22 protein-coding genes, 1 tRNA gene and 1 pseudogene are annotated in these 26,603 nt (G+C 61.6%); 15 read left to right on the forward strand and 9 right to left on the reverse strand.

Annotation, left to right across the window (positions count from 1 at the left end):
- Positions 1–79: 79 nt before the first annotated feature.
- On the reverse strand, positions 80–1,312 hold the full coding sequence (locus tag IU514_RS12750; RefSeq protein WP_194931477.1) for a tyrosine-type recombinase/integrase: 1,233 nt from the start codon (positions 1,310–1,312) through the stop codon (positions 80–82).
- Between the two features lie 122 nt (positions 1,313–1,434).
- Between IU514_RS12750 and IU514_RS12755 the strand changes: the two genes are divergently transcribed.
- The 8 genes from IU514_RS12755 to IU514_RS12790 all read left to right on the forward strand — a co-directional run bounded on the left by IU514_RS12755 (position 1,435) and on the right by IU514_RS12790 (position 7,267).
- Positions 1,435–1,509: transfer RNA gene (locus IU514_RS12755), tRNA-Glu, on the forward strand.
- A 179-nt stretch (positions 1,510–1,688) separates the two neighbouring features.
- On the forward strand, positions 1,689–2,204 hold the full coding sequence (locus IU514_RS12760; protein WP_194931478.1) for a nucleotide pyrophosphohydrolase: 516 nt from the start codon (positions 1,689–1,691) through the stop codon (positions 2,202–2,204).
- Positions 2,205–2,789: 585 nt separating this feature from the next.
- Positions 2,790–2,957 (forward strand): protein NO VEIN domain-containing protein, encoded by a 168-nt coding sequence (locus tag IU514_RS19275; protein WP_386761164.1) that lies wholly within the window; start codon positions 2,790–2,792, stop codon positions 2,955–2,957.
- 132 nt (positions 2,958–3,089) lie between these two features.
- Positions 3,090–3,386 (forward strand): hypothetical protein, encoded by a 297-nt coding sequence (locus IU514_RS12770; protein WP_194931480.1) that lies wholly within the window; start codon positions 3,090–3,092, stop codon positions 3,384–3,386.
- Positions 3,383–4,876: a His-Xaa-Ser system radical SAM maturase HxsB gene (gene hxsB / locus IU514_RS12775; protein ID WP_324187837.1), complete on the forward strand. Its 1,494-nt coding sequence runs from the start codon at positions 3,383–3,385 to the stop codon at positions 4,874–4,876. Before IU514_RS12770 ends, hxsB begins: the two co-directional genes overlap by 4 nt.
- Positions 4,876–6,066: a His-Xaa-Ser system radical SAM maturase HxsC gene (gene hxsC, locus IU514_RS12780; RefSeq protein WP_194931481.1), complete on the forward strand. Its 1,191-nt coding sequence runs from the start codon at positions 4,876–4,878 to the stop codon at positions 6,064–6,066. Before hxsB ends, hxsC begins: the two co-directional genes overlap by 1 nt.
- A complete protein-coding gene (gene hxsA, locus IU514_RS12785; protein ID WP_194931482.1) occupies positions 6,059–6,652 on the forward strand; it encodes a His-Xaa-Ser repeat protein HxsA in 594 nt (197 codons plus the stop codon). The genes hxsC and hxsA overlap by 8 nt, the downstream gene beginning before the upstream one ends.
- Positions 6,653–6,817: 165 nt before the next feature.
- Complete coding sequence (locus IU514_RS12790; protein WP_194931483.1) at positions 6,818–7,267, forward strand: hypothetical protein; 450 nt, start codon at positions 6,818–6,820, stop codon at positions 7,265–7,267.
- Between the two features lie 122 nt (positions 7,268–7,389).
- Here IU514_RS12790 and IU514_RS12795 read toward each other — a convergent pair whose 3' ends face one another.
- Together IU514_RS12795 and IU514_RS12800 are read right to left on the reverse strand one after the other, a co-directional pair.
- Complete coding sequence (locus tag IU514_RS12795; protein ID WP_228760693.1) at positions 7,390–8,250, reverse strand: ion transporter; 861 nt, start codon at positions 8,248–8,250, stop codon at positions 7,390–7,392.
- Positions 8,247–9,614 (reverse strand): DUF4236 domain-containing protein, encoded by a 1,368-nt coding sequence (locus IU514_RS12800; RefSeq protein WP_324187839.1) that lies wholly within the window; start codon positions 9,612–9,614, stop codon positions 8,247–8,249. The genes IU514_RS12795 and IU514_RS12800 overlap by 4 nt, the downstream gene beginning before the upstream one ends.
- A gap of 1,475 nt (positions 9,615–11,089) precedes the next feature.
- On the opposite strand from IU514_RS12800, the gene IU514_RS12805 reads away from it, so the two are divergent.
- Complete coding sequence (locus IU514_RS12805) at positions 11,090–11,281, forward strand: rubredoxin (RefSeq protein ID WP_194931484.1); 192 nt, start codon at positions 11,090–11,092, stop codon at positions 11,279–11,281.
- Between the two features lie 111 nt (positions 11,282–11,392).
- Here the strand turns inward: IU514_RS12805 and IU514_RS12810 are convergent.
- The 4 genes and pseudogenes from IU514_RS12810 to IU514_RS12825 form a co-directional block, all read right to left on the reverse strand.
- A pseudogene (locus IU514_RS12810) lies at positions 11,393–11,819 on the reverse strand (transposase); the annotation flags it as partial.
- Positions 11,820–11,953: 134 nt separating this feature from the next.
- Positions 11,954–13,156 carry an MFS transporter gene (locus IU514_RS12815; RefSeq protein ID WP_194931485.1) on the reverse strand — a complete coding sequence of 401 codons (1,203 nt, stop codon included), beginning with the start codon at positions 13,154–13,156 and terminating at the stop codon, positions 11,954–11,956.
- Positions 13,153–13,473, reverse strand: a complete 321-nt coding sequence (locus IU514_RS12820; RefSeq protein WP_194931486.1) for a DUF190 domain-containing protein — start codon at positions 13,471–13,473, stop codon at positions 13,153–13,155. Before IU514_RS12820 ends, IU514_RS12815 begins: the two co-directional genes overlap by 4 nt.
- A gap of 155 nt (positions 13,474–13,628) precedes the next feature.
- Positions 13,629–15,395: an SLC13 family permease gene (locus tag IU514_RS12825; protein ID WP_194931487.1), complete on the reverse strand. Its 1,767-nt coding sequence runs from the start codon at positions 15,393–15,395 to the stop codon at positions 13,629–13,631.
- A 510-nt stretch (positions 15,396–15,905) separates the two neighbouring features.
- Between IU514_RS12825 and IU514_RS12830 the strand changes: the two genes are divergently transcribed.
- The 6 genes from IU514_RS12830 to IU514_RS12855 all read left to right on the forward strand — a co-directional run bounded on the left by IU514_RS12830 (position 15,906) and on the right by IU514_RS12855 (position 23,515).
- Entirely contained in the window at positions 15,906–18,203 is a 2,298-nt protein-coding gene (locus IU514_RS12830; RefSeq protein WP_194931488.1) for an alpha,alpha-trehalose-phosphate synthase (UDP-forming), read from the forward strand.
- Positions 18,204–18,208: 5 nt separating this feature from the next.
- Positions 18,209–18,991 carry a trehalose-phosphatase gene (gene otsB, locus IU514_RS12835; protein ID WP_194931489.1) on the forward strand — a complete coding sequence of 261 codons (783 nt, stop codon included), beginning with the start codon at positions 18,209–18,211 and terminating at the stop codon, positions 18,989–18,991.
- A 244-nt stretch (positions 18,992–19,235) separates the two neighbouring features.
- Positions 19,236–19,601 (forward strand): hypothetical protein, encoded by a 366-nt coding sequence (locus IU514_RS12840; protein WP_194931490.1) that lies wholly within the window; start codon positions 19,236–19,238, stop codon positions 19,599–19,601.
- A gap of 4 nt (positions 19,602–19,605) precedes the next feature.
- Positions 19,606–20,088 (forward strand): GGDEF domain-containing protein, encoded by a 483-nt coding sequence (locus IU514_RS12845; RefSeq protein WP_194931491.1) that lies wholly within the window; start codon positions 19,606–19,608, stop codon positions 20,086–20,088.
- 795 nt (positions 20,089–20,883) lie between these two features.
- Complete coding sequence (locus IU514_RS12850) at positions 20,884–22,140, forward strand: putative Na+/H+ antiporter (protein ID WP_194931492.1); 1,257 nt, start codon at positions 20,884–20,886, stop codon at positions 22,138–22,140.
- Positions 22,141–22,270: 130 nt separating this feature from the next.
- Positions 22,271–23,515, forward strand: coding sequence for a carboxylate-amine ligase (locus IU514_RS12855; RefSeq protein WP_194931493.1), 1,245 nt, complete (start codon positions 22,271–22,273; stop codon positions 23,513–23,515).
- On the opposite strand, the gene IU514_RS12860 is transcribed toward IU514_RS12855, so the two are convergent.
- Positions 23,485–24,171 (reverse strand): response regulator transcription factor, encoded by a 687-nt coding sequence (locus IU514_RS12860; protein ID WP_194931494.1) that lies wholly within the window; start codon positions 24,169–24,171, stop codon positions 23,485–23,487. The two genes, IU514_RS12855 and IU514_RS12860, sit on opposite strands and share 31 nt — an antisense overlap.
- Positions 24,149–26,155: a sensor histidine kinase gene (locus IU514_RS12865; protein WP_194931495.1), complete on the reverse strand. Its 2,007-nt coding sequence runs from the start codon at positions 26,153–26,155 to the stop codon at positions 24,149–24,151. The genes IU514_RS12860 and IU514_RS12865 overlap by 23 nt, the downstream gene beginning before the upstream one ends.
- Positions 26,156–26,603 lie beyond the last annotated feature (448 nt).

Here is a 26,603-nt window from a genome sequence, read left to right on the forward strand (position 1 = left end):
GGCGCCTCTCGCCCTTCGTGGCCGTGGCGACCGAGAGGGCGTGCGCTCGGCGCGACGGGCATTCCTCGACAGTCGATCCTTAGCGTACCGGAGTGATTCCTAGCCGCGGCAGCTGGGCGACCGCACGCGCAACCTCGCTTGGCAAGTACTGCGCGTAATGCGTGCGTGTGACGCGACTGTCACTGTGACCAAGCGCTTTGGCGACGAGCTCAATATCCCTCGCGGCAAGCAGCAGCATCTTCCCGTAGGTAGCACGGGTAGTCTTAAACGTAACACCTTCAAGATCAGCAGCCTTTGCCGCAACTCGCATCGGCTTGTCTGCATCGGATTGTCCCCATGGGCGGCCGTTATCCTTGAGGAAGATCATTTCTTGCGGCGCGCGCCCCTTCGTCATTCGGATGAAGAATTCTTCGCCTTCCGTTGTAAGCGGTTGCAACAACGTCTTGCCGGTCTTCGCCTGAAATATACGGATCGTCTTGTGCCGCAGGTCAAAGTCGCGCACCTGCATGTGCCTTGCCTCACTGAGTCGTGCGCCGGTCATGAATGCTCCCATCAGCAGATTGCGTAGGTCCGCTGAGGCCACGTCGAGTAGACGCTTGACCTCGCCACGCTCAAGCATCCGAGGGGGAGGGCCGTCTCCAACCGCAAACGGCTTTACCTTGGCCCAGAACACAGGTTGCTCCGGAGGAAGGCGATCATTCACCCAGGCGTGATTGAGTGCCGCCTTGACACTAGAGAGGATTCGATTGGCGCTCGCTCTGCGCGCGCGGACTTGGACCGGGTCTGAGGGGTCGAACGGCATCGCCTTGCCCCGTTTTGTCGGGGGCTTCGTGGCAATATCTCGATGCCATCTTTGAAGGTCGTCTGTAGTCAGAGCGGACAAGAGACGTGTTCCAAATTTGCCCGCATGTCGCCCGTAGGTCAGGCGAGCTACTTTCTCTGAGCCCTTGCCGGTTAGATGGGTTCGGAAGTAGGTCTCCATGATGTTGTCGAGGGTCAGGCCGTCTCCATAGTGACGAGGGTGAACCACTCGAGCTCCGACCTGCATGGCAGTCGCAAGCTTCACGGCCTGGGAGTACGACAGGACCACTTCGCCATCGGCCGGCGCAAGATCGTCTGGGGTGGCGAGGCGCTGGCACCTATACAAACTGTTCTCGCGCTGCCGGACGAGCCAAGTTGTCGAGCGTGCACCGCGGTAATAGCCCAAGAACGTGCCGGGAACGATCTGCCGCCAGTACGGCTCCTTTCTGGCAGGAAGCTTCCGGCGCGCCTCACGGGTCTCGAGGCGATGATCCCTTGGCTGCCTAGCCATGGCACCCTCTTGTCTCTGTTGGTTATCCGGAGTCTTCCGGAATTGACCGGCGCGAACGCCAGTGGTCCCGACCGTACAGAGGCGACAGTTAATTCAATGATTACGCGCTGTTAGGTGAGTTCGTCGCCGTTCGCAGGAGTTCGGAACGAAACCCTTTCACGGTAGCGACCGGGGTTCGAATCCCCGTGGGGACGCCAATTAGATCAAGCACTTAGGGCTGCCGAGAGGCGGCCCTAAGTGTTTTGCGGTAACGGTGCGGTAACTTCCGGTGCAAGGGGTGTCGGTTTCGGCGGTCAGCGACTGTGCGAACACCAGAACCGCAGAAGTAGGGCGCAAATGTGCCCAAATGGCAGCTGACCGTCTGCCTGGGTGCCGAATGGACATCGAAAAAATTCAACGCGCTCTCCAAGCGTTTGCCGATGAGCGGAACTGGGAGCAGTTCCACAACCCCAAGAACTTGGCTATGGCGTTGGCAGGCGAAGCGGGTGAACTCCTGGAAATTGTTCCAGTGGCCCCTGAGGAGGCCGCGTCGGTGAGTAGCAATGCAGACCTGCAAAGCAAGGTAGCCGAGGAACTAGCCGACATTTCTCTCTATTTGCTGAGGCTCGCTGACAAGGCGGGTGTCGACCTCGACGCGGCAATCAGGCTAAAAATGGAAGGCAACGCGAGGAAGTATCCGGCCGATCGCGTCTATGGTTCCAGACCCTCACGAGCCCGATTACCCCAGAGCGAGTTGCCCAGAGCGGTTGCTCTATGCCACCCGGAGATCTATTCGCCTGGGGATTCCCGAGGAACCCGGACAACCTCGCAAACATCGCCAAGATGGAGCCCGGGGACATTTGCCTCTTCTACGTGCATAAACCTGATGGCACCACTATGGCTGGGCAGCTAGGGTTAGACAGAAATTCCCCGAACAAGAACAGGCGAAGATTTCGACGGCGCTCTGGGATGACGGGACCTTTCTGCCTTACCTTCTGCATCGCCCAATCCAAATCGCGGCTAGCACGGAGTCGCTTGGCGTCAGTCTCAATGAGACAAAGGAGAGCGACCGACGCTCTGGCCAAGTTCGGGAGCTTCGAAGCATGGGCCGTCGACTTCATCCAGATGCACGCGGCATCGCCGCTATCGCCCGGCGAGGCGGTGGAGTACTTCGCGAGGGCTGCCCGCGCTGAGGCAGGCGGCTCGATGCCCGAGGTCAATTATCTCTTCCAGCCCAAGTCTCCGAAAGCGGGTGCAGCAACGCGCTCCCCATCAAGGAGGCGGCACTCGCGGCAAGCCAAGATTGTGGGCGACATAGGTGAGCAGGCAGTCATTGACCATCTCAAGGCAACACTTCCCGTAGGTCGCCACGAATCAATCCGCTGGGTGGCGCAGATGGGCAGACGCCGGGGGGGGACATCGAGTACGTGTCAGATGCGGTGGAGACAATTTCAGTGGAGGTGAAGGCGACCACTTCACCAACCTTCCCTGCTTTGAGATCACGGATAACGAACTTCGCGCTGCCACGATGCTGGGCGATAAGTATCACCTCTATCTGGTATCGAATTGCATGAAGCCAGAGCTTCGGAAGCTGCAGATTGTTCGAAATCCTTCGAAGGAATACGAGGGGCGATTCGCGCCGATGGTTTACCGCGTGATGGGGTGAGTCACCCGGTACGAATTCAGGCTTTGTAGCTGGCGATGGCGCCCGGCCAACGTGGAGCGCGGCCCAGCAAGTTGCAACCGTTGTCACATTCGCGCACGATGCCGGAACCAGGGGGCTGGGGGAAAGTGCGGCATGGACACCATCGAAGTTGTGATGGATCGGGGGCTGTTTTCGCCCGACGTTATCGCGCGCACTGCGCATCGGTACACCGCGGACTACTTTGTCGAGGTGAGCACGGCGGACGACAGGATCGTGGTGCGCTTGACGTCCAAAAGTGCTTCGGTCGACACCGCGCACCTTGCGAAGCGCTTTAGCAACGACGCCTTTGATGACCGCTTGCGCGCCTCGGTCGCCGCGCAGACCGGCGAGTTGCATACGGTGCTAGTGCGGGCCGCGCTAAGCGAGGCTCTCAAGGATCGCAAGGCGTGAAGTTCCGCACCAACGACGCTTTTGCAGGCACGCCCGGCTATCGCCTGCTGCCGCTGCGCTTTCGCCGGCTGCCGTGGGACGCCGAACGAGTGTTCGTCAGTTCCACTGCCGGCGACTGGCTGATTCTGCGCCATGACGAGCTCGAACAGGTCATCGCCGGCACTCTCGACCCGAACACGCCATTGGGAGCAGACCTGCAGGCGCGGCACCTGATCGCCGCCGATCCATCGCGTACGACGTTAGCGCCACTGCTCTCGCAGGTCCGCAGCCGTAAGCAGTGCCTGCAGCACGGGCCGTCACTACATATCTTCGTCGTCTCACTGCGCTGTCATCATTCTTGCGCCTACTGCCAAGTGTCGCGGGCAGAATCGACCCAGACCGCCTTCGATCTTAGCGATGCGAATGCCGCGCTGGCGGTCGAGCGCCTGTTCGAATGGCCGTCCCCGACCCTGACAGTCGAGTTCCAGGGCGGCGAACCGCTTCTGCATTTCGAGCAGGTGCGGGCGATCACTGAGCGGATTCAGCAGCGCAACCGTCATGAAGGGCGGAACATGCGCTTCGTGCTCGCCTCAACGCTGCACGACCTCAATGACGACCAGCTCGCCTTCTTCCGTGAGCACAGCTTCCAGCTGTCGACCTCGTTGGACGGCCCCGAGTGGCTGCACAACGCGAACCGGCCGCGACCCGGGCGAGACAGCTACGCGCGCACTGTGGCCGGCATCGAGCGTGCTCGGAGCGCCTTGGGCGAGGACTCGGTGTCGGCCTTGACCACATTGACACAGCGCAGCCTGGGCGCGCCGCGTGAAATCGTCGACGAGTACCGCCGGCTCGGCTTCCACTCGATCTTCCTGCGCCCGCTCAGTCCGTACGGTTTCGCGCGCAAGACCGGTCCGCGCATCGGCTACGCGCTAGCCCACTTCTTCGAGTTCTACCGGGAAGCGCTTGAGCAGATTCTCGCCGTGAATCGCAGCGGCTATGCGCTGGAAGAGGCCTACGCCAGCCTGATCTTGTCGCAGCTGCTCACGCCGTTCAGCCACGGCTACGTCGATCTGCGCTCGCCGACCGGAGCCGGCTTGGGCGCGGTGGTTTACGACTACGACGGCCAGGCGTACCCCTCAGACGAGGCCCGGATGCTGGCGGCAATGGGCGACCGCACGTTTGCGCTAGGTCATGTCGCGCAATCAGTGCGCGAGTGGCTGGCCGCGCCAGCGATGCAGCGCGTGCTCGATGCCGGTGTCGCCGAAGCCTTGCCAGGCTGTGCAGACTGCGCCTTCGTGCCGCTGTGTGGCGCCGATCCAATCGACCACTACGCCCGCCAGGGCGACACGTGTGGGCACCGCCCGTCCTCGGACTTCTGCCGCAAACAGCTGGGCTTCTTCGATCTGCTGCTGGAGCGAATGGAACACGCGAATGCCCAGGACCGAGCGGTGCTGGAGAGTTGGGCATTGCCGCAACGGCGCGATGCCCCGCCGCAAACGGAGGTCGCCTGATGCTAGCGTTGGAGACCAAGGCGACCATAGACGGCTGGAACCACCGCGGCCAATACAAGGTGGCCGGGTTGCAGGACTTCGCCGCCGCGCGGCTGCCGCTGGAGCGAATGGTGCTGGACTTGCGTCACGACAGCGGTGTGCCGGTTAGCACTGCACTGACCCAATTGCCATGGGCCGGGTTCCTGGTCGATGCAAATGAGTCAGCGCCGACAGGGCGCAGCTGGCTCCAGCTCCACGGCGAAGCGCGCATCGTTCAGGCGGGCGACGTGATTGAGGTGCAACCCAGCGTGGGTAAGGTCGGCGTACGCTATCGCCGCGGAAGCAACGGCAACGTCCTGTTCGCCACGGAGCGCTGCAACAGCTACTGCTTGATGTGTTCGCAGCCGCCGCGGCAGATCGAGGACGATTGGCGCGTAGCCCAGCTGTGCGAGTTGGCCGAGCTGATCGACCAGGACGAACGCTCACTGGCGATTAGTGGCGGAGAACCGACTCTGCTCGGCGCGGGCCTACCGCAGCTGATTCGGCATTGCGCGTCCACGCTCCCCCAGACCCACCTGCACGTGCTCTCGAACGGTCGCCGTCTCGGTGAAGGCGACTACGCCGCGGCGTTCCGCGATCTTCATCCGGAGCTGAGCTGGGGCGTGCCCTTGTACGGCGACGGCTTTGCCCTGCACGACTATGTCGTCCAGAGCGAGGGCGCCTTCGCCCAGACCGTGCGCGGGCTGTACGCCCTGGAGCGGGCCGAGCAACGCATCGAGATTCGGGTCGTGCTAGTGCGGCCGACCGTGGAACGCCTCTCGGCGCTGGCGCGTTTCCTCTACCGCAACCTGCCGTTTGTTGAGCACGTTGCGCTGATGGGCGTGGAGCCGATCGGTTTCGCAAAAGCCAATCACGAGGCGCTGTGGCTGGATCCGGCCGACATGGCCCCAGCGCTGACCGACGCGGTGGCCTTCCTCACTGGTCACGGCATGAGGGTGTCGCTGTACAACCTGCCGCTGTGCGTGCTGCCGCCCGAGCTATGGCCGTACGCGCAACGCAGTATCTCGGACTGGAAACAAGACTATCTGCCGGCGTGCAGCGCCTGCGCAGTCCGGTCCCGCTGCGGCGGGTTCTTCTCGTGGATCAACGACCACTGGCGCAGTCGGGCGATCGCGCCGATCCCATCACTCGCGGAGACTTTCGATGAGTAAGGTATTGACGATCGCGACGGCCGCGCTGGGCACCCTGCAGCCGGGTCACCACGAGCCCGGACACGCATGGCAGGCGCACCTGCTCACGCTTGCCCAAGACGATGCCCGCTTCGCGGTGACGTTGACGGCGCCGCTGAACCTGGACCTCCACAACATGTACGCGGGGCACAGCTCGCACAGGTCGCACAGCAGCCACAGCTCCCATCGTTCGCACTATTCGGGCAGTGGCGGCTACAGCGCCCCGGTCTACACGCCACCGCCACCTCCGCCGCCGCCACGGCCGACGACCTATGCCCCGGTGTCGAGCGGTTCTTCAGCGACCTCCGGAGATCCGTTCTCTCTTTCCGCCGCGACAGTAGGTAACAGCCAGCCGCCGCGCGCCAGCCAAGATCAGTTGCAGCTGATGATCATGCGCGTCCAGGCGGCATTGTTTGCACGTGGTTACGACCCTGGTGGCATTGACGGTACGCTTGGCCCCCAGACTCGAATGGCGCTCGAACTGTTCCAGAGCCGGCATGGCATGCCGGTGACGGGCACAATGACAACGGAGACTCTTGATGCTCTTGGCATCGCTCTGTCGCCGTAGCGGGGCGACAAGGCGGCACCTGCACCCTGGGCGCCTAAAGAGCGTAGTTCTGGTCATTTCATCTAAGGCGAAGCCGCTTTCGGCGCGCCTTAGTTCTAGCATTAGGGGCCTCGCGTGAAGCGGAAACCACGGATTCCGTTAAAGCAAATTCGAAAGTATCAAGATATGTACAGCGCATACGCTGATTCAGAGTTTGACCACCTGCGTGGCGTGGCGCACCTGACTCCAGCACAGCTATATGAGATCTGCCGATGGAAGTCCAAGCGCCGACCGGAACTTGCACTTGGGAACTCCAAAGAACTGGTTAAGGAGATCACCGCATTTGCCTTCAGCGCGAAGTGCGAGGAATCAAGAATTGGCGTGTTGACATTGCTTGATGGTGTCAGCTTTCCAACCGCTTCAGTCATCCTGCATTTCTGCGTGAGCAGGAGCTACCCAATCCTGGATTTTCGGGCCCTATGGAGTCTTGGGATCGAGAAGCCAGCAGCATATTCAGCGAGATTCTGGATCGAGTACGTGGAGTGTTGCCGAAACATGGCAAGGGACAACGGACTGTCCGTACGCAGCCTCGACAAAGCGCTCTGGCAGTACTCGCGCGAGCACAAAAATAAATAGTCGGGCGATGTTGGCCCCTGGACGGCATGGTCTGCTGAGGTGGCCCACCAGGAGCGACTGGGCCCGAGGTCGGCCGTTAGCGCTACCTTAGTAAGCCTGTCGTGCAGCTCGGTTCTGCCAATTCATTCGAGCCGACGTAGCCCCTCGTCGCGGCTGGGCGAGCCAGGAGCACCACGTTGCTTGAAGTCGCGCTTGGCGCGAAACGCCTCCGAAAATGCGGCAGACAAGATTCCAGTTGGCATTGCGATTAGGCCAATTCCGGACAGCGCAGTGATGCCGGCGAACAAGCGACCCAATACGGTCACTGGCACAACGTCGCCGTAGCCCACCGTTGTCAATGTACTGACCGACCACCAGAGCGCCCTGGGAATGCTGCCAAATGCTTCCGGTTGTACGTCGGCTTCTACAGAGTACAGCGCTGCGGCGGACAACAAAATCACGGATCCCGCAAGGGATACAGAGAACAAGAGTTCATGTCGACGCTCAAAAACCGAGCGTAAAACCAATTGCATCGCGGCTGAATAACGGACTAGGCGCGAAAGTGCCAGCAGCCGAAAAAGTCGCAGTAGACGGACTAAGAAGGACTGAGTCCCCCAGCCCGCGAAGTAGGGAAGGATCGAAGCAAGGTCGAGCAAGGCAATGGGAGTCAGTGCATACCGAATACGTCCCAACACACCTGAGTAGCGCGGATCGGCTCCCGCCGCCCAAAGGCGAAGTCCGTATTCCGTCGCAAAAAAAGTGATGAAAGCAAGCTCGAAAGCTGGCCCGATCGGGCCAAGCGAGCTGCTGATCGCAGGCTCCGTCGCGAGGATTGCAAGAACAATGGACAGAACAATAACCACGGCGCTGAGCCTTTGAAACCAGGTCAACTGGTGGGCTTCGGCGCCGTTCAGCGCCTTGTGGACTCGCCGCCGAATGTCATCCTCGTCATTGCCCGCATAGGTTATCGCGCCGACCTCGAGCTCACTATTCATGTCACTCATTGGTTGATCGCGTTGGATTGTGCCAACGAAACATTCATTACTTCCTCGGGCAAGAACGGCGCAATGGCCTTAAAGATGCCCGTCTTGCTCATGGCCCTACGAAGATCGAAGCGGGCGATTGCATCAACGACGTCAATGTTCTCGAGAGCAGAGGGGGAGAACTCAATCTCAGTCCAATCTTGCCTCGTCGCAATCAACGATAAGAGATACTCGTCGGAAATTCGGCCGGTGGCTTTGTCGCTGCGCTGCGAGTATCCGGAAATGACCACCCGCTCAGCCTTGGGGAGTGCTGCGAAAATCTCGCCAACAATTCGAAACACGATGGCATGAATATGTCGCATGTACAGGCGTTGCACTTGCATCGGCGACATATCCTTGACTGACAGCTTCATTCCCCGGGCCGGCACGCCCGCCACCTTGTCAGGCATGTCGCCGATTTCTGGGAGATCGATATCGACAAAAACGTCCCGGCCACCCGCCTCAACTTCCGTCGAAATCAGAGTTTCCCGTGGCCAAGCGATGTCTTGCAGCGTAGCCTCAAGATGGAGCTCCATCGCTTTCGTGTCGATGTAGATCTGCTCCTCGATCAACACGCGGCGTGCATGCTCTTCCTGTCTATGGTCGGTCGCCGCCGACTCCCATTGGGCAACTAAGTCCTCATAATGCCGATTGGCCTGTTGATTCTCTGCATCGATGCGCTCCCGCGTCCGCTTGAAGAACTTCCCTAAGAAGCTCGGAATTTTGGGCTTGGGTGGGACCGGGCGCGGCGATTCAAACTCGCGCCCAATGAAGGTAGGTCGATTATCTGGAGATGGGGTGTCGCGATGGAGTTCGCCCACTGCTTCGATCTGGGCATTGATCTCATCGCATTTAGACTGAATCAGCTTGCGTATCGCGTCGCCATGCTGCCGCTTGGCGATGCGGACCAGGCTCTCGGCAAGCGGTTTTCCGGTCTGGTCCTGGAAAAATACCTCTCCATCGTCGCGGACTCCGACTGAAACCGGAAGCGAGATCATCTGAGTTGGTTGTGCCGCAGATTGGGAGTAGGGCGTACCGCCGCCAGTCGATAGCTTCTGCCGCATTGACAGTCCTGTTCCGGGAATGCCGACGTTTCCATAGACGCCACGCTTGCCGACACTGACAGAGGCGCCACGAGGGCCGAAACTCAAACTGGTGCCGCCTCCGCTCAGGTTCATGCGAATTCCGGGCGCAAGCTTGAACGACTTACGAAAACGAATCCCCATTACGTCCCCCCAGACGTGCAGACCTTCTTGGGCCCACTTCGGAGAGTACCCCATTGATTGTGTGCTCCCAAGCCCAGTGTGGGATGGCAAATTGGGACTCTGCCGCGAGTACAGGTCCATCACCGCCGCCAGGAACAGCCAGCCTTGGTGGGATGTAGGTGATGTCGGTGACCCGGACCCGTGTTCCGGCGCCGAAGACGTGAAGTCACGGTTGAGCACGTTGCCCACCACATCCACCACGCCCACCGGGGCCGCCGTGGTAGCGCGGCTAGCGCCCGTAGCCTACCTGAGCGCGCAGGCCCCGAGCTTTCATCAGGCGCCGTACGGGGTGCCGGCTACAAGTCTCGCCGGCCTCGCGCAGGTCCAGGCGGGCTGGGTGGCTCACGCTGCATGCGAGCAAGGCGGGCAGAGGGCCAAGCGGTCGCATTGCGCGCACAAGCTTGGTTCGTTAGAGGGGAAGTGACCATCCGCCGTGGTCATACATCCGATAAACCCGGCTTATCGCCTGTACGGTGGCGCAGATCAGAGTCTGCAGAAGCCGGCATGGAGGTCACGCTGAGCGTCCGCTTCCGACCTAAAGACTCTGGGCACCTCGCGGACGCCCAAAATTTGGTTCGGTTCTGACGGAATTTCCTGTTTTGAGCAATCAGAATCGAACTCTCGTCAACGATTTCCCGGGCGCCGTCCAAGCCGAGCGAGTTTTTCAACACAATCGACCCAAAGCGGCCGCTCGTGGCGACTCGCCCCGAGCCGTTGGTCCGGTTATCCGCCGCTTATTTGACCGGCTACCGTATCGTCCCTTTCCCGCAAACGCTGAGGCGTTACCACTGAGGAGCGTCGGAACAGGCGGCTGGTCCTTGAAGCGCTGCTCAGACGGCGCGGCCTGGGTGGGGGATCATCCATTGCGGCGACCTCCGCGCAGGACCATGATCACGGCCGTGGCCGTCAAGGCAGAGAGGTCCTCATCGTGGAATGCATGTACGACGAAGAGATTTATAAAGAGTTCGTCATACGCGCGATTGCCGAACTGCGTGCGCGTGGGTGGATGGTTACGGTCCATGTGCAGAAACCTTCGGGAGAGTGGCTACCGCCCGTTGCAGAGAGCGCTAGCTCGTACGAGACGCCCAGGCTTGCGTTGAGTGCGGGATTGGCACGAGGGCGCGAGATCGTGGACAACACGTTCCGCTAGCGCCCGGCCATGGACGAGCACCCCAGTCGTTCGAGGTCGCCAGGACGCGCTACGCGGATGGCGGCGTGATCGCGCAGAGCCGCAAGGAAGGCTACGCCGCGCACGAAGAGTGCATGCAGAGCATCCGGCGCCTGATAGGACGGTCGCGAGCGCCGCGACCATGGCGGCTCGTATCAATCGTCCGTACATCGACGTTCCTTCAGTGAGTCGGGCGAGCGAGGAGCCTAGGCCTTGCAGGGTTATTCGGACGCCGCCGGAATGTGCATGCAACGCCAATCCACCTGAATATTCAGTTTTGTTTGACACACAGACGCTGTCTATGTCTCCGCTTCTGGCGCGGCAGCTCGGAGCTTCCGTGGGCCGGGGCGGTGGGACAACGCCCCCGTCGCAGCAGGCCTGTCCGCCCATGTCCGAGATTGCCGCGACCACCACCTTCCGCACCTGGATGTGCGTCGTCTGCGGGTTCGTCTACGACGAGGCCCAGGGGTTGCCGGAAGAGGGCATCGGCCCGGGCACGCGCTGGGAGGACGTGCCGGACACCTGGACGTGCCCGGATTGCGGAGCCACCAAAGACGATTTCGAGATGATGCCGCTCTGATGATGCTGCCCTGAAGCGCTGCTTCAGTTCTGGCCGCGATGGCGGTGCGAAAGCTGAGAGCGGATAGGCTGACCCCGGGGGCAGAGGCCCCACATTGCGGACGAACCAGCCCCCTTTGCCACCGACCAGCCCTTCGGCTAGGCAGCGCTCCAATACCCTTCTCGAACACGAACCGCAGGGTGTCGTTGTCGCGGAACCGGCCATGCCGGTTCTTCGAGAACGTCGAGTGGTCCGGCACCGCGTCTTCCAGCCCCAGGCGGCAGAACCAGCGGCAAGCGAGGTTCAGATGCACCTCTTCACAAAGCCGATGCTCGGAGCGGATGCCGAAGCAGTAGCCGACGATCAGCATGCGAATCAGCAATGCCGGATCGACGGAAGGGCGGCCGGTGTGGCTGTAGTGCGGCGCGAGATGCCGGTGCAGCTCGCTCAGATCCAGGAACTGGTCGATGCCGCGGAGCAGATGGTTCGCTGGAACGTGCTCTTCCAGGTTGAAGGCGTAGAACAGCGGCGCTTGGCCGACTTCCTGACGTCCCATCATCACGTCGAGTTCCTTCCATGACGTCAGTGAATCAGCATCAGATGACCGATTCAACCGAGTTTTTCAACGGAATAGACCCAAAGCGGACGCCTAGGCAGCCAAGACTTCATCAACGGGAGCGCGAGGCACGATCGCTAACGCGCGATCCGTTTCGCTGAGGTGCTACTCAGCACAGGAATCAGGATAAGCGTCAGCGCCGAGCATCCGGCACCTGTCCAGAACGTCCAGGCCGGACCATGCCGATCCCACAGCCAGCCAGCCAGGACGCTGGCTGCAAGCAGTGCCAGTCCAGACACCAGGTTGAATACGCCGAACGCTGTGCCTCGGTGCTCGGCCGGCGCCACGTCCGCGATCATGCTTGCAACGATGCCCTGGTTCAGGCCCATATGCAGCCCCCACAGGGCGACGCCAACGAACAGCCCGGCTGGCGTGTGGGCCAGCGCCAGCGCAACATCGGCCGTGACCAGCATCGCCATGCCCGCAGCCAGCAACGCCGCCCGCGGCCGGTGGTCGGACAGATGGCCCGCCGGATATGCCGTCAACGCATAGACGGCGCTCATCACCACCAGAACCAACGGCACGTAGGTCACCGCCACGCCCACATCGGCGGCACGCAATACCAGGAACGCTTCGCTGAAGCGCGCCAGCGAGAGAAATGCGCCCAAGGCCGTCAAGCGCGCGAACGCCGGCCCGAGCCTCACAAGGCCGGCACGGGTGAGCGGCAGACGTGCCGGCTTGCGTTCGTGGTCGGGCTCCGGCAGCCGAATCAACAGCAAAACCGCCACGATGCCCGGCACTACCGCCCACCACAGCACTGCGCGGATATCGTCGGCTAACAGCCACATCAATCCGATCGCGAGTAGCGGCCCGAGCACCGCGCCAACCGTGTCCATCGATTGACGCAGGCCGAACGCCGCGCCGCGCACTTCTGGTGGCGCCAAGTCACCCACTAAGGCGTCGCGTGGGGCGCCACGAATACCCTTGCCAAAGCGATCAAGCAGGCGCGCGGTCGTCACCGTTGCGACTGACTCGGCCAGCGGAAACAGCGGCTTTACCACAGTGGCCAGGCCGTAACCCAGCAGCACCAGCGGCTTGCGCCGGCCGATCGCGTCGCTGATGTAGCCAGAGAACACCTTGACGATGAGCACGAGCGCCTCGGCCGCACCTTCGATGAGGCCGATGACCAGCGCGCTCGCGCCCAGGCTGCCAGCCAGCAGGACGGGAAGCAGGCCGTGCACCATCTCCGAGCTCATGTCGGTAAACAGGCTGACAAAGCCCAGCGCCCAGATGGTGCGCGGGATAGCCGGGCGCGCTTGCAGCGTCGAAGGTGCTGTCATGTCCGGCCGGATACGCCGAACTCCGTCGGCAGGCGGGCATAGAACAGATTCAGTTCCTCGGCAGCGAGCAACTCGAGCAATAGCGCAGCCTGCTCCTCGCTGGCGATGAACTCGACCAGCACCGGCTCCTCGCCGGCCAGCTCGAAGAAATGCTGTTCGTGGAGCTTGCCGTGCCGACCGTAGCCAGCCATGGCCTTGAACGCGGAGCCGCCGTGGATGCCCAGCTTCTGTGCGCGGTCGAGCAGCCACTCATACAGGGGCAGGCCATGATGCTTGCGGTTCTCATAGGTGTAGAGCCGCAGGTGGAGGCCGTTCATGCCGAACCTCCCACGAGTTTGAAGATCCCACGCTTCGCAGCTATGCCGGCCAAGGTGGCAAGCAGCGAGGCGCCGACATGGGTTGCGGTGTGCAGGCAGGCCCAACGCAGTTCGCCGCGCAGCAGTAGTGTTGCCACCATTGTCATGGCCGGAGCTCAAAATGGAAAATAATGCGGAATCAGAATGGTGGCCAAGCACCAGAAGATCAGATTCAGCGGAACACCAATCTTCAGGAAGTCGACGAAGCGATAGCCACCCGCCGTATAGACCATAGTATTAGTTTGGTAGCCCACCGGAGTGGCGAAACTGGTGGAAGCAGCGAAAGCCACCGCCACCAACATCGGCTTCGCGTCAACGCCCAGCGCTTCAGCGCATGACAGGGCGACCGGAACCACCAATGCGGCCGCTGCATTGTTGCTCATGAGTTCCGTTAGGATGGCCGTGAATAAATACAGCGCGGCCAGGACGGCATGAGGACCTAGGTAGCTTAGTGCGTTGACATGCTGAGCCAACCAGTCGGCTCCGCCTGACGCCTGCATCGCCAGCCCGAGCGGCAACAAGCCCGCCAGCAGAATGACCACGCGCCAGTCGATGGCGGCATATGCCTCCTCAGTGGTCAGGCAGCGTGTAACAATGAGGGCAACGCAACCTAGCAGTGCCGAAGTCACGATTGGTAGCCAACCAAATCCAGCAACGAGGATGACTGCGGCCAGAATTCCCAGTGCAATTGCCGCGCGTCGCCGGTCGACCTTGGGCTGCGCGCGTTGGCTCATTACCACCAAGCCAGGGTCGGCGCGCAGGATCTGCAACGCCGATAGTGGTGCATCCAGCATCAGTATGTCGCCCGCCATAAGCGGAACCCGATCCAACGGTTGTCGGGAGATCCGCCCATGGCGCTGTGAGCGCTGCATGCCCTGCACACGACTGAGGTAAACATGGCCGAAGCGGCCGCTAGAAAGGCTGTGCCCGATCCACGGGGAGCCGGGAGCGACCATTACCTCCACCAGGAGGCTTGGGGATCTGGCGTCGCTTGGGAGGTCGGGTGGAATCTCGATGTGCTCAAGCCTCAGGCGGCTGCGAAGGCGTTCGATCTCCGGCCACGTGGCGCGGAGAATCAAGTGATCACCAGACCGCACTGGTGTCATTTGAGGTTCGCGCACAGGTTCACTGTCTCGGATGATATCCAGCAGCTCTCCCCAATCGGTCGATGGTAATAGCTGTGCTCCGTGACGACCTACCGCTGGCGACTGAGCGCCCACTCGGAGTTCGACCAGAAAGTGACCTCGATGTTCGTCGCCTTCATGCGCGGGTACGCCGAGATCAGGAAGCAGAAAATGGCGTGCCAGCATCAAGTAAGTAACGCCAACTACTGCAAACACCACGCCCAGTTGAGTGAACTCAAATAGGGAAAATCCCTGCGCGCCAGATTGCCTCGCCAGTGAATCCACTACCAGGTTCGTCGACGTTCCAACCAGCGTGCAGACGCCGCCAAACTGTGCAGCGAACGAAAGAGGTATCAGGAACTTTGACGGTGATTGACGGTGTGCAACGGCGGCAGTGGCCACGATAGGCAGAAACACGGCAACCGCCGCCGTGTTGTTGACGAAGGCCGAGATCGTGGCGACCAGCAGCATCATCGTCAACGCGAGAAGCCAAGTCCAGCGGATACCCGCCAGTGCGTCGCCAATTCCTCGTAGCGCTCCGCTCTGTTTCAGTCCAGCGCTGAGCACGAACATTGCTGCGACGGTGATGGTTGCCGGACTGCTGAACCCGGACAAAGCCTCGTTCGGACTCAAGACTCCAGTGCCAAGCAAACTGATTAGCACCAGGATGGCGACGACGTCGGGCTGAAGCTTTTCGCTGACGAAAAGGACGGTCGCTCCCACCAGGATGGCCAGCGTCAGCCAGAACTCAATGCCCATCAGCTCACTCCGTGTTCCGAGCCGAGCACGCGGGCACGAAGCAGGGAACTCCCCCATGCACGCACATTGCCAGTCGAGCCGCTACCGCCGGATCTGCAGCCCAACAAAACGACCGTCGCGCCAACAAGCGGTTCTGCAGAGGAGTGTGAATGCTTCTCGGACACCGAGCAACTGCAAGAAGCGGGCACGGCCGATCGACACCTGTTTGGTGGCGGGCCGGGCCGGGCTGACGAGCGATTGAGCGATTTCCTGCTTGCCGCTACCGTCGGACTTGCTGACCCACAACGGACATGCCGGGAAACTACGCCCGCATAATCGTCCAGCATTCTTGCAAAGTTGGCATATTTTGTGCGTATATCTCGTGCGTACCTGATGAGTGAGGTTTGTTTCCTGCGGTTGCACCGTTAGGGTGAGCTACTTGATGGTGGGAGCGGACATCACCTAATTGCGCAGCATCTTGTGCACTCGATGCTGGAGCTGCTGTCAACAATTCCGGAGGATGGCTAGTCCATGTTCAGGACAATCCGCTTGCAACTGCGCTTCCTGCTTCCCCTGGCGGCGGCAATGGCGATGGCCGCATTTGTGGCGTTACCGCTCATGGATAGGGTGACGCTGAAGTGGTTCAGCAGGGATATCACTGCGCGGGGCGTTCTGGTTGCAAACGCGCTATCGGATTCCGTCAGTTCCGCGCTTCTCTCCGGCCACGACGAGAGACTCCGTGGCCTGTTCAAGCGCACCTCCCAGGACGAGCGTCTGTTGGCGATCGGTCTATGCACCGCTGACGGCCGCCTTGCGCAGAGCACTGACGGCTATCCTGAATCGCTTGGCTGTGATCTCGCGAGCGAGCTGGCTCGCAATGCGGAGCCTCGACTGGAGCTTGCGGGCGGGCCAGTGTTGGTCAGCGTGCACGCGATTGCGGCGTCCGGCAGTGAAACGCCAACATCACTGACAAGTGTCGGGCAGACGGCATCGACGATCATTGCTAGTGGCGACCAAGCTTCGGGACGCCTGGTCCTGGTCCACGATCTGAGCTTCATAGCGCGTCGAAGCCAGGACACTCGCCATTATCTGGTCGCGCTCATCTCAGGGCTTGGGCTGGTGATTGCGCTGATTACGATGGTCATCGCGCAGCTCAGTTGGCGCGGTTGGGTGCAGGGGGCGCGCGCCTTGTTGCGCGGCGAAGTGATCAGTCCCTTGTCGCCGTCGCCGGAGTTGGCTCCGCTCGCGGACGAGTTGCGCGCGAGGCTGCGCGACCTAGAGGACGAGTACCGGCGCTCGCAGGGTCCGGAAGTAGCCTGGACGTCTGATCGTTTGCGCGCTTTGCTGCACACGCAGCTTCGGGGCGATCAGGTTGTCGTTGTTTCGAATCGAGAGCCGTACATCCACGACCGCGATGAGGATCGTATCGTCATCAGGCGTCCGGCGAGCGGTCTCGTCACAGCGGTCGAGCCGATCATGCGTGCGTGCTCAGGCACATGGATTGCCCATGGAAGCGGAAGCGCGGATCGCGAGGTTGTCGACTCCGGTGATCGCATCGCCGTGCCGCCCGGACACCACGACTATTCGCTGCGTCGCATATGGTTGTCCCAGGAAGAAGAGCGAGGGTACTACTATGGCTTCGCGAACGAAGGAATGTGGCCGCTATGCCATGTCGCCCACGTCCGCCCAATATTCCGGGAGTCGGATTGGGAGGCATACAAAGCGGTGAACCGTCGATTCGCAGACGCGGTCATAGCAGAGGCACGCAGCGATGATCCAGTAGTGCTCGTACAGGACTATCACTTCGCCCTTCTGCCGGCCATGATTCGCGAGAAGCTGCCACAAGCCACGATCCTGACCTTCTGGCACATCCCTTGGCCGAACCCGGAGTCCTTTGGTATATGCCCGTGGCGGCGCGAGATCCTGCAGGGACTCCTGGGTAGCACGATCCTCGGGTTCCATACGCGGTTCCACTGCAAGAACTTCATCGAGACAGTGGACCGGTTCCTGGAGGCCCGCATCGAGCACGAGCACGCAATCATTTCGCACGGGGACAAGGAGACGCTTGTCGAGAGCTATCCGATATCGATCGAGTGGCCACATCCTCTCGAATCCAGTGGATGGCCTTCGATCTCGGATTGTCGCCGCCGGATCGCCGAACTCCTCGGCCTTGCTGGCGAAACCTGCCTGGCCGTTGGGGTCGATCGCTTCGATTACACCAAGGGCATCGTCGAACGCCTACACGCGGTGGAGCGCTTGCTCGAGAAGCGACCGGAGTGGATCGGACGCTTCGTGTTTGTCCAGGTAGCGTCCCCCACGCGCAGCATGCTCGATGAATACAGAGACTTTCAGGGGCTCGTCGGTCGACTCGTGGATCGGATCAATGCCCGATTCGGCACGTTGGAATATATTCCCATCCGCTTACTTGCTGCACATCACGAGCATCGAGAGCTGATCGAGCTGTATCGAGCTGCGAACATATGTGTTGTCACCAGCCTGCATGACGGGATGAACCTGGTGTGCAAGGAGTTCGTCGCCGCGAGAGATGACGACCAAGGCGTGCTGGTTCTCAGTCGATTCGCCGGGGCCTCCCGCGAGATGAGAGAAGCGCTCATCGTGAATCCGTACCATGTCGAGGAAACCGCCGATGCCTTGCATCAGGCAGCGACCATGTCCTCAGAGGAGCAGCGGGAACGAATGTCGAGCCTGCGCCATACGGTCAGCGAGTTCAATGTGTTCCGATGGGCGGGGAGAATGCTTTCGGATGCGGCACGACTGCGCTTACGAACGAGAGTTGAGGCGCGCGTTCGTCGCTATAGCGAAGAGTGATGCCCGTGACGAATGATCCCGCAGCCTCGCTGCCGCTGATCGATGCCATGCTTCAGGATGCCGTCGGGCGCAACCCGCTGCTTGCGCTCGACTTTGATGGAACGTTGGCGCCGATAGTGAGTCGTCCAGGAGATGCCAGGATCCCGCCCTCCACCGCCAGCACGCTGGCCAAGTTGTCCAGGGAGTGCCTGGTGGCAATCGTGACGGGACGCGCTGTCGCCGATGTCCGTGAACGCTTGGGGTTCGTGCCCTGGCGGATCATCGGCAACCATGGCGGAGAATGTCCTTTCCAGCCTGAAAAGTCCGCGGAATTGAAGCGGTCGCTCGACGGCTTAAGGGCAGCGCTGTCGGACCGTAAGGGTCGTCTGGAGTCGGTGGGCGTCTTTGTTGAAGACAAGCAGCAATCGATCTCCTTGCACTACAGGGGCGCGACCAATCGCGTTCTTGCAGTGGCGGCCGTGAAGGAATGTGTCGAGTTCGGGCGCAATGCCGGCGTCGGGGTCATGGGTGGCAAGTGCGTAGTGAACTTCGTGCCGATGGATGCGCCCGACAAAGCCAAGGCTGTGAGGACCCTCCTCGATCGCAGTGGCGCCGGGACCGTCATCTACGCGGGAGATGATGTGAATGATGAGCCCGTGTTTGCTTCGGCGCCGAGCGACTGGCTCACCATCAGAGTTGGTCCGACCATGAGTACGCGCGCGCGCGCCGCCGTCGTCGATCCAGACGTTTTGGCAGTATGCCTTGAACGGCTGCTCGAGTTGCTCGTGCGGGGCCGACGACCAGCATGATGTATTACTGGGCGCGCTGATCGCATAGGAGAGGCAGTCAACCCAGGATCTGGACAGGTCGATGGCCAAAGCGCTCGCTATTATCGGCCTGGAAGTCGGGTGCTGACGACCCTGTGAATGCCACAGAGGTCAGTTTGGTAGACATTTGTTCCGGCATCAGTGCAGCTGGGACTTCACAGCAGTAGCACCAAGTGCTCCTCTGTTCGACGAGAAGGGCGTTCTTGACGGAGTTGTGGAGGGCTCGATGGCGACGACCGAGTTAGCCAGGGTCCGCGGGAGCCCACTGAAGGAACGTGGCATCCTGTTCCTGGTCCTCGACAGTGATGAGCGTGTCGCGTATGCGAGTAAGGCGCTGACACCCACCCCCTTGGAAAAGTTGCGGCATCCACTGCCAGAAGCGGGCGAGCCGGCGCCTGTAGTAGATGGTCTGCTGGCGAACGGTGCGTCGGCCTATGTGGCGAAGGCCACAACGCCATTTGGCTGGACTGTTGCCGTCGTGCAGCCGGCGTCGATAGTGGAAGTCGAGGAAGTAGCGAAACGAAACCATTGCTGCGCGTACCGCGGAGCTGCGGCGAGCCAACGACGAGCTACGCTATGCGAGCCTTACTGATGCATTGACAGGGTGCAGGAACTACCGAGGATTAACCGAGGATACTGCGCGAGTGAGTCGTCAGTGCAAGGACGAGGATGCGCCTTTGGGCGTCATTACGTGTGACATCGATCTGTTCAAACAGTTCAACGATCGTTATGGCCACCCAGCAGGTGATGTCTGCCTCCAGCGGGTGGCGAGCGCGCTGCGAGGGGCGCTCTTCAGTGCTGGCGACGTACTGGCTCGCGCGGGGGGCGAAGAATTCGTGGCGCTACTGCCGCGGCTTCCAGCCAAGGCTACGCAAGTGGTTGCCGAGCGCATGCGATTGGCCGCTGTGGCGCTGGGGATTCCGCACAGCGACTCCTCTTTCGGGGTAGTTGCCGCGAGCGTGGGGTGGGGTGTTCACTTGGCGTCGGCTGACAGTGAGGTTGAGCAGGTTATTGCGGCCGCCGATGCGGCGCTCTATCTGGCCAAGGACCGCGGGCGAAATCAGGTGGTCGGAGGCTGATCCGAACCAGATCCGCGTCCCGCGTCGCGGTCTGGAGTTGCAATTCGAATCTTTGCTCCCGGAAGAAGCCGAGCGGTACCAGTTCTTATCGACATGGTGTGCTCGTCAAACTCCAGAAAAGCGCCGAGGAACCGCAGATCAGTACGGCGTAGAGGACGGGAGCGGGCATCCTAATGGATATCGCGTAGGCAACAAACGCCTCCTTCGTGCTCCGGCGTCCCGCCAAAGCGCACAAGGGCAAGATGAAAACCGGGGCGATGCACCCAGCGCCGATGCCCAGGGCGAGTCCACCCCAATCATTTCCCTCGAAGCATCCGAACACGCACAGCGAGAGACCAATGAGAAACCCGCCAAGGAAACAAAGGTGCGAGGCGAGTATGGCGAGTCCGTTCTGGCGCAAGAGTACCGCTTCACTTGCTCCGTTGCGTGCCGATGAAATCCAGCGTGACCACATAAGGCAAAAGACGCCTGCGATACCTCCGCCGACAAGGGCACTGAGGATGGACGTGGTTGAACCGCCCATAAGAAAAAAGCTCCTTGATAAGCGATCGGTTACAGCCCGGTTATAGACAGTGCGGCAGCGTTGGCGAAGTGAACGCTATGTGTGTGGCGCGATCCAGTCAAGCAACGATGTGCATCACTATCCCTAGTCCTCGGACGATAAGTTTCCGGAGTCCGCGTCGAGCGCGCCGGACTGGCCGGTAGCTGCTATCCTTTTTTGGAAGGGTGTCCGCAGCCGTGGACAGGGTCAGCGTCGGTCGGGCCGCCACGCGGCCTTGCACGTGCCATACGCCAATGCAGCCAACACCCTTTGAGCTTCTCGCCACATCGATCTTTGGCTTGGCCATACTTCATACGTTCGCGGCCAAGCAGTTTGAACGCTATGCGCACAAATCGACGAAGCATGCCGGTGTCCTGCACCTCCTAGGCGAGGTGGAGGTAATTTTTGGCTTTTGGGCCTTCGTGCTCATGGCGGTCATGGCGTCGTTCAGAGGCTTTGACGAGGCCACGGACTACGTCGAGTCCCGGGATTTCGCGGAGCCATTGTTCGTATTCGCGATCATGGTGGTCTCCGCCTCAAAACCGGTCTTGCATGCCGCGGAACGATTGATGCATGTGATCGCGACCCGCCTACCGATGCGCGCGACCCTTGCGACCGTGTGGCTGGGGCTGGCAGCAGTGCCTCTCTTGGGGTCCCTGATCACTGAGCCGGCGGCGATGACCATAGCCGCGCTCATGCTGGCGCCCGTTGCGTTTCGCACAGAGATCCCGGAGATGCCCAAGTACTTCGCGCTGGGCGCGCTGTTCGTCAATATCTCGATCGGAGGGACCCTCAGTTCGTATGCGGCGCCGCCAATTCTGATGGTTGCGAAGACCTGGTCCTGGGACACGTTTTTCATGCTGTCGACCTTTGGATGGAAGGCAGCATTGGCGGTCCTATGCAACGCGACGATGGCGGCAGTGTGGCTGCGAAGCCATCTCGCCGTAGCCCCTCCGGTCACTGGTGACCAAGAGAATGACATGCCGGTCCCAGTCGTTCTTGTCCATTTGGCGCTGCTCGCGGGAATCGTCTTGAGTGCGCACCATCCGGTGATATTCATTGGGCTGCTATTGATGTTCCTCGGGTTTGCCCAGGCGTATGAGCGCTTTCAGAATCCCCTCCTTCTACGCGAGGCGCTGCTTGTCGGTTTCTTTCTGGCAGGCCTCGTCGTGCTTGGCGGCTTTCAGCGCTGGTGGATACAGCCGGCCATCGCCGCGCTGGACGAAGGCACACTGTTTCTTGCTGCGCTAGGGTTGACCGCGGTTACCGACAACGCTGCGTTGACCTACCTAGGATCGCTTTCCGGGAGCATTTCGGATGAGTCGAAGTACTGGCTCGTGGCCGGCGCCGTGGCCGGCGGCGGGCTCACGGTCATTGCAAATGCTCCCAACCCAGCGGGCATTTCACTCTTGAAGAAGGGCTTTTCCGACGAGACGATCAGCGCGTTGGGACTACTGGCCGGAGCTTTGTTGCCAACGGCAATCGCGGCCTTGGCCTTCGTCGCGCTTTGACCGGAGAGACCCGCGTCACGACAAGCATGTTCGCGTCATGGCTCTGTCGAGTGAACGCAGGCCCGATCGACACCGGGTCGTAACCCATCGACAACTGCGCTGCACCGGCCTGGCGTGCCACGCTGTGGCCATGATTACCATAGCTGCCCGCCAGCCTGCTCGGGGCTTCCGAGCCGCCCAGCGGCATCCGCTCGATCTGACCTACGGGATCGAGGAAGAGTTCTTTTTGGTCGACCCGGCGTCGCGTGACCTGGTGACTGCGCCGCCTTCCGGTTTCCTGCGCGAATGCCGACTGAAGCTGGCCGAAAGGGTTGGCGAGGAGATGCTGCGGGCGCAGGTTGAGCTGACCACGCCGATCCTCCACTCCTCGGCTCAGGCGCTCGAGTCGCTGGCCGGTTTGCGTCAAGAATTGGGGCAGGTAGCGCAACGGCACGGGCTGGCTCTCGTGGCGTCCGGCACTCATCCCTTGGCAAACTGGGAAGCGCACCAGCATACCGACAAGCCTCGGTATGACCGTTTAGTCGACGATTATCAAATCGTGGGTCGCCGCAATCTCGTCAACGGCCTGCACGTCCATGTCGGCATTCCCGACGGTGTCGACCGGGTAGCGCTGATGAATCGACTGGTGCCCTGGCTCCCGGTTTTTCTGTCGCTGTCGACTTCGTCGCCGTTCTGGAATGGGCGGCGGACGGGACTCTACAGCTATCGCCAAGCTGCCTACGACGAACATCCGCGTTCGGGAATCCCCGATGCTTTCGAGGACGAAGCGGCGTATGCGGCTTTCGTCGAGTTGCTCGCGCGATGCGGGGCGATTGGCGACGGAAGCTTCCTGTGGTGGAACATTCGGCCATCGACACGTTATCCGACGTTGGAGCTTCGCATCGCCGACGCCTGTACTCGGCTGGATGACGCCTTGGCCTTGGCCGCAGCTTTTCGCTGCCTTGTTCGCGCACACTTACGCCAGGAAGGGCTAGGCGTGCGGCGCACTTCGATGTCGCGGCGCGTGGCCGATGAGAACCGGTGGCGTGCAAAGCGCTATGGCACGGCCGCCTCGTTCATCGACGAGGAGGCGCAGGCGGCCGTTGGCTTCACCGAGGTCCTGGAGCGGATGCTGGCGCTGATCGGACCGGACGCGCAGGCGCTCGAGTGCGAACGCGAAGTCGCGCACCTGCGTACGATCCTGCGCGACGGGACGAGTGCACACCAGCAGTTGGCGATCTACCACGCCGAGCGCGATCGGTTCATGCCTCGGCAACGGGCGTTGCAGGCGGTCGTGGACTGGTTGCACGAGACCACGCTTGCCATGCCGCAGGCGAGCGGGGCACCGACGCCTGGCGAGGGCTCTCAGGAATTGGTCGGCGCGGTGAACGCATAGCCCGCATTAGGGATGTATTCGATCCACGTCGGTTCGCCGCCAGCGTGGGTGAGCTTGCGGCGCAGCCGGTGGACCACTTGTTTGAGCGACTCGCGATCCGCTGAGTCGCGATCTCCCCACACCAGTCCGATCAACCGGTCGGCGTCCACTGGGCGTCCCCGGTGCTCCAGCAGATGGCGCAGCAGGCGCAACTCGAGTGGCGACAGACTCACGACCTGCCCCTGCTTCAGGGTCGCCTGGCTTCTATCCATGTCGATAGACAAAGGGCCCCATGTCAGAATCGTATCGCCGGTCGAATCTGTGCCTCGTCGCAACAGGGATCGCACCCGGGCCAGCAGTGCGCGGGGACTGAAGGGCTTGCGCAGGTAGTCGTCCGCGCCCAGATCCAAGCCCCTGACTTCGTCCTCTTCCGTGGTCCGGACCGTGAGCATCATCACCGGCACCTGACTCGTACGGCGGATCTCGGCCAGGACTTCGAAACCATCGCGCATCGGCAGGTTGACGTCCAAGATGACCAGCTCCGGTCGCCGCTCGTGCATGCGTTGAATCGCCTGGTTCCCGTCGTAGGCGGTCACGACGTCGTAGCCGGCGGCATCGAGCGCAAAACACAGCAGGCCGACCAGTTCGACATCGTCATCGACGATCAGAATGCGCATCCGTCTCTCCATGAGGCAGTACGATACCGATCCGCACGCCGCCGCGCTGCCCGGACGATTCCACTCGTACCTTGCCGCCATGCGCGGCGACGATGGCATGCACGATGGCGAGGCCCAAGCCGGTGCCACGTTGGCTCGGTTCCTCATGCGGTGCGCGGCGGAACGGCGCGAAGAGGTCGTGCGCGGTGAGCGACGGGGGCAGGCCAGGCCCCTCGTCTTCCACCCAGACCGTCACCCACTTCGCGCCCCATTGGGTGCGGACGCGGATTACCGTCTGGTCCGGGGCGAACTTGTTGGCGTTTGATAGCAGGTTGACCACCACCGACAGCAATCGCTGCGCGTCGCCGGTGACGGACGGGCCGGGTTGGATGTCCGCGACAACACGCTGATCGCGCTGGTCGACCAATGGCTGCATCAGTTCGATGGCTTCCTCTACGACGGAGGCCAGGTCTACCGGCTGTTGCCGCAATCGCATCTCGCCGCTCTCGATGCGAACGCTTTCCAGCAGGTTCTCGACCAGCTGCGAGAGCCGAATGGTGCCGCGGAACTGCGCATCGGCCAACCGCAGCGCCACGCGGTCGCTGCCTTGTTTGAGATGATCACGCAGCAGTTCGATAGAGGCCATCTGTGCAGACAGCGGTGTCTGGAATTCGTGTGACAAGTTCGCCAGGATCCGGTCGCGCATAGCTCGCGCCACTTCGTACGCGTTTTCCTCGCGCACCACGATCACACGGTGCGCTCCGCCACCCAGCCTGCGCACGATCAGCGGCCATTTCGCACTCGCGGCCCGATAACGCTCGGCCGGCGGAAGCCCGTCGGTAGCTGCCGTGGAATTGATCGGGAAGAGGATCTCATCCAATCGATGCCCAAGGACCTGATCGCGGGTACGCCCGGTCAGCTGGAGGAACTGGCGGTTCGCATAGTGGATGCGATCGTCGGCGCCCAGTCCGGCAATGCCCTCGTCCACACCGTCGAGGATCGCGTCAAGTTCGTCGCGCTGGCGGCGCTCGGCGGCTGTGAGTTCCGCTAGCTGTTCCCGCATCTGCTCCAGACTTGCCGCCAGGGCCGCGGGCTCAGCAAGGAATGTCTCTGGACGCGGAATGGGCGTGAGCAGGTCTCCGCCACCCAGGCGTTCGGCTTCCCCTGCCAGCTGGGCAAAAGGACGCGCGATCCGTTTTGCAATGAACGTCGCCAGCACCAGCGCAAATCCAAAGGTTGCCAGTACCGAACCTCCGAAAGCGGCCAGCCACTCCAGGATGCGGCGCTGTACCCAATCCATCCGGACGCGCGCACTGAGCAACGCGCGCGTCGTCCCGGAGCTGTCGCGCAGGCTCACGATGCGCGCCGCTGCGGCTCCCCCCATGTTCTCGACTGTTGCGGGTTCGCCGGACTCGGAGACCCGGTAGAGCGCTGAGCTCCAGGGATCATCGGCTGGATTGGGCGATGACATCGGCGGCTGGAGACGCACGTCGAGTAGTTCGCCCCCCGAAGGCGCCATGAGCCGGGTTCCGAGTTGTTCGGCGAGCACGAGAGAAGCGCGCGGCTGGCTCGCAATGCCCCTTCGCAGAACTTGCCAAGCGGTTCCGTTTTCGTCGAAAGCCAACCCGGTCTGCACCGCCGGCGGTTCCGGCCCGGCAACGGCAAGCGTTCGGCCGTCCCATTCAACGCGGAGGTAATCGACGTCGCTGTTGGAATGGAAGTCAGCCACCAGTTCGCGTGTCTTGGTTACTTGTCCACGCTCCAGATAGAAGATGAGCGTGGGATGTTCCGCCAACAGGTCTGCCGCCACCGTCAGTTCCCGCCGCCATTCCTGCAACCGCGTGCGGGCTTCCGACACGGCGCGCTCGGCCTCGGTGCGCGCCTGGCCTACGACGGCCGCCCGGATCGTGCCGACGCCGGTTGCGAGCAACAGCAGGGCGAACAGCAGTATCAGCCCGATGTGACTGGTTACGAGCAGCTGCGAAAGACGACGCGGGGTCGACATGGAGCGCGGAAGACCTCCGATGAACAGGCCTCTCCTTCAAGGAGTGCGGCGGTTTGGCACAAAGCAAAGGGTGTCTGTGACGGCGGAGCACCCGACTACACAATATAGGTAGACCGCTAATGCCGGTCAGTTACGTCCCCGTTATGGCGCTCCGGCGCATCCCCATACTCCTGGTGTCCATGCGAGGCCCGTGGGGCCTCCTAAGGCTCAAAAACCCGTACCGCGGAGTTCCGCGACCTTTCAGTTGAGCCCCGATCCAATGGCGATCAACGTGGCGACAAAAAAAGGCCTCGAGGCGGTGGGCGCACTCGAGGCCTGCGGTAAGTAGAACTAACGACGAACGCATTCTTTACCCTCGTTCTGTTCCTTGGTCAATGCGCTTGCTGATCTAGAAGCAAAAGGGGGCGATCATAGGGCAGGAGGTCGACGAGGATCTGGCCGACCGCTG

This window comes from Lysobacter niastensis, from assembly GCF_015453285.1.
In the GTDB taxonomy this organism is placed as follows: Bacteria; Pseudomonadota; Gammaproteobacteria; order Xanthomonadales; family Xanthomonadaceae; genus Lysobacter_J; species Lysobacter_J niastensis.